General features: G+C 67.7%; 3 protein-coding genes. 2 read left to right on the top strand and 1 reads right to left on the bottom strand.

Annotation, left to right across the window (positions count from 1 at the left end; all coding sequences use genetic code 11):
- Together Q7P21_RS20185 and Q7P21_RS20180 are read left to right on the top strand one after the other, a co-directional pair.
- A partial coding sequence (locus tag Q7P21_RS20185; protein WP_304180155.1) for a biotin/lipoyl-containing protein occupies positions 1-717 on the top strand: 717 nt, incomplete at its 5' end.
- The gene (locus Q7P21_RS20180; protein WP_304166372.1) at positions 714-1118 is read left to right on the top strand and encodes a DUF1489 family protein; all 405 of its coding nucleotides are present in this window, start codon (positions 714-716) and stop codon (positions 1116-1118) included. The genes Q7P21_RS20185 and Q7P21_RS20180, both read left to right, overlap by 4 nt.
- Before the next feature lie 4 nt (positions 1119-1122).
- Here the strand turns inward: Q7P21_RS20180 and Q7P21_RS20175 are convergent.
- A partial coding sequence (locus Q7P21_RS20175; RefSeq protein WP_304180152.1) for a PAS domain S-box protein occupies positions 1123-3491 on the bottom strand: 2369 nt, incomplete at its 5' end.

Raw genomic sequence — 3491 nt, 5'->3', positions numbered from 1 at the left:
ATGATCGCCAAGCTGATCGCCCACGCGCCCACCCGCGAGGGGGCCAGCGACCGCCTGGCCCAGGCCTGCGCCGAGGTCGAGGTCTGGCCGGTCAAGACCAATGCCGGCTTCCTGGCCCGCTGCCTGGACCATCCCGACTTTATCGCCGGGGACGTGGACACCGGATTCATCGGCGCAAGGCTGGAGGAGCTGGCGACGCCGCCGGAGCCGTCTGACGAGGTGCTGATGGTGGCCGCCGCCGCCACCCTGGGCGACCAGGACGGGGCGGCCTCGCCCTGGCGCGACCTGACCGGGTTCCGACTCAACGCCGCGCCTGAGACGACGCTGCGGCTGTTCCTGGATGGCAAGCCGGTGACTGCGCCGCTGCCGGACGGGGATGTCGAGGCCGATGTGCTGATGACCGGCGATGAGGTCGTGGTGTTCGAGGGCGGCGAGGCCTATGCCTTCACCGCCCGCGCGCCCTTCGCCGACCTCGACGAGGCGGCTGGTGACGGCCAGATCCGCTCGCCCATGCCGGGCAAGGTGGTGGCGGTGTCGGTATCCGTGGGCGACGCGGTGGTCCGTGGCCAGGTGCTGCTGACCCTGGAGGCCATGAAGATGGAGCATGGGCTCGCCGCGCCCTTCGATGGCGAGGTCGAGGCCCTGCTGGTCAGCGCTGGCGATCAGGTCAGCGAAGGCGTCTCGCTCGCCCGGCTGAAGGCGGTCGCCGCCGCATGACCGTCCACATGATCCGGCTCTGCGTCGGCTGCGACACCATCGAGGACCTGCTGGACTGGCACAGGGACGACAAGGGTCCTTGGCTGCTGCACACCCGCATGACACCCAAGCGGGCCGCCGAGATGCTGGACGGCGGCTCGATCTATCGAATCTTCAAGGGGATGATCCTCTGTCGCCAGCGCATACTGGCGATCCGCACCACGGGGGAGGGCGTCACCGCCCGTTGCGAGCTGGAACTGGACCCACAGATCATCCGGGTCGCCCCGACCCCGCGCCGGGCCTTCCAGGGTTGGCGCTATCTCGACCCCAAGGACGCCCCGCCCGACCTGGCCGACGCGGCCGATGGCGAGGAAATCCCCAGCGACCTGGCGCGCCAACTGCGCGAGGCAGGGGCCTGGTAGGCGGCTAGAACACCGTCTCGGTGCGGTCCAGGTAGCGCGAGAGCTCGACCACCCATTTGCGCGAGGCGGCGCGATCGGACTTGCCGGCCGCAGCCTCGAGGCCCGCACCGATGTCGGTGATCGCCTGGAAGCCGAAGCCGCCGCCGGAGCCGCGCAGATTGTGCCCGATGATGGTCACGGCCTCGAAGTCGGAGCGGTCGAGGGCGCTGTCCATGTCGATGACGTTCTGGCGGCAATTCCGCAGATAGGCCGGCGTGCGCTCGGCGAGCCTGCGCCTCGTCCGCGCGGTGGCGTCGTCGAGCAGGGGCGAAGGGCCGGGCGAGGGGGTGGAGAAATCACGTATCGCCCGCAGCAGCACTTCCTGCTTGATCGGCTTGGTCAGATAGGCGGTGCAGCCGGCCGCCAGGCAGGTCTCGCGGTCGCCCTTGAGGGCCGAGGCGGTCAGCGCGATGATCGGGATCGCCGGGCGATCCTGGCTCTTTTCCCAGGCGCGGATGGTGCGGGTGGCGGTCAGGCCGTCCATGGCCGGCATCTGACGGTCCATCAGCACCAGATCATATTGGCCGGTCTTGAACATCTGGCAGGCGATGGCCCCGTTCTCGGCCACGTCGACCCGGTAGGGCGTGTCCTCAAGATAGGCCAGTGCGATGGTGCAATTGTCCGGCGAATCCTCGGCCAGCAGAATGCGCAGGGCGGGCAGCTGCGTCTCCGCCCCCACGCCGACCGGAAGGGCGGCCGGCCGGTCGGTCTCGCTCCAGACCTCGAAGGGCACGGAGAAGCCGAACACGCTGCCCTTATCGACCACGCTCTCGACCCAGATGCCGCCACCCATCAGCTCGACCAGGCGGCGCGAGATGGTCAGGCCCAGGCCCGACCCGCCGAACCGGCGGGTGGTGGAGGAATCGGCCTGGGTGAAACGCTCGAACACCCGGCCAAGCTTCTCCTCCGGAATGCCGATGCCGGTGTCGGCGACAGTGAAGCGCAGGAAGGTCGGACCCGGCCCATCGCCATTGGGCTCGACATTGAGGGTGACCGTGCCGGACGGGGTGAATTTGATGGCGTTGCCCAGCAGGTTGAGCAGCACCTGGCGCAGGCGGGTGGGGTCGCCGACCAGATCGTTGGAGACGCCAGGCGCGATGGCGCAAACCAGGGTCAGGCCCTTCTCATGGGCGCGCGGCGCGACCATCTCGATCACCTTTTCCAGGTGATCCTTCAGGGAGAAGCCGATCTGCTCCAGGTCGAGTTGGGAAGCCTCGACCTTGGAGAGGTCCAGAATGTCGTTGATGAGGTTCAGCAGGTTGTCGCCGGACCGGCGGAAGATCTGGACATACTTGTCCTGTTCCGGGGTCAGCTGGGTCTTGGCCAGCAGATCGGCGATGCCCATGATCGCGTTCATCGGCGTGCGGATCTCGTGGCTCATGCTGGCCAGGAAATCGGACTTGGTGCGGCTGGCGCTCTCGGCGTCGGACCGGGCCCGCTGCAACTCGCCCTCGACCCGCTTGCTCTCGGTGATGTCGCGGGCGGCGGCGAACACCCCCTGCAGGGTGCGGTTGCGATCATAGTAGGTGGTGGCGTTGTAGGAGACCACGGTCTGCTTGCCGTCGCGGGCGCGGGCGGTCAGCTCATAGTCGGTGACCGAGGTCTCGCTCAGCACCCGATTGATGCCGGCCTCGGCGCGGACGGGATCGGTGAAGCAGTCCTTGAACGGGGCGCCGATCAGCTCATCCCGGGTGCAGCCGGTCAGGGCCTCGGCCTGCTTATTGACGTCGGTGATGATGCCCTTGGGGTCGATGGCCATCAGGGCGTCGATGTTCGATTCGATCAGCGAGCGGGTGTAGAACTGCTGGTCGCGCAGCCGCTGGTCGGACTTCTTCTGCTCTTCCTCCACCAGCTTGCGGGCGGTGTTGTCGGTGCCGATCAGCAGATAGCCGATGATCACGCCGGCGGCGTCGCGCAGGGCGGTGACCGAGACCACGGCCGGGAAGCGCGTGCCGTCCTTGCGGATATAGGTCAGCTCATAGATGTCCTCGATTCCGCGGGAGGCCTTGAAGACCAGGGCCTCGAAGCCGGGCTCGATCGGGGTGGCCAGTTCCGAGCTCAGCGCACGGGCGCGGGAGATCAGCTCCTGGGGATCAGAGATGTCGGCCGGGGTGATGGTGTTGATCATCTCGGCGGCGGCGTAGCCCAGCATGCGCTCGGCCCCGACATTGAAGATCTGGATCACGCCCTTGGCGTCGGTGGCGATGGACGAAAAATTGGCGCTGTTGAAGATGGCGCTCTGCAGGGCGCCGGCCTTGACGATGGATTCTTCCGTCTGGCCGCGCGCAGCATGGTCCGGTGTGGGAGGGATTTCGGTCTCGCTATTCGAGCTGT

Origin of the sequence: Phenylobacterium aquaticum (assembly GCF_947378715.1) — a bacterium.
Lineage (GTDB): Bacteria > Pseudomonadota > Alphaproteobacteria > Caulobacterales > Caulobacteraceae > Phenylobacterium > Phenylobacterium aquaticum_A.
The sequence above is the reverse complement of the archived record's forward strand: the minus strand, read 5'-3'. Positions and strand labels throughout refer to the sequence as shown.

What these genes read in the sequence shown, in the direction of transcription:
- Q7P21_RS20180 (WP_304166372.1), top strand. Translation starts at nt 714, where the DNA reads ATGACCGTCCACATGATCCGGCTCTGCGTCGGCTGCGACACCATCGAG.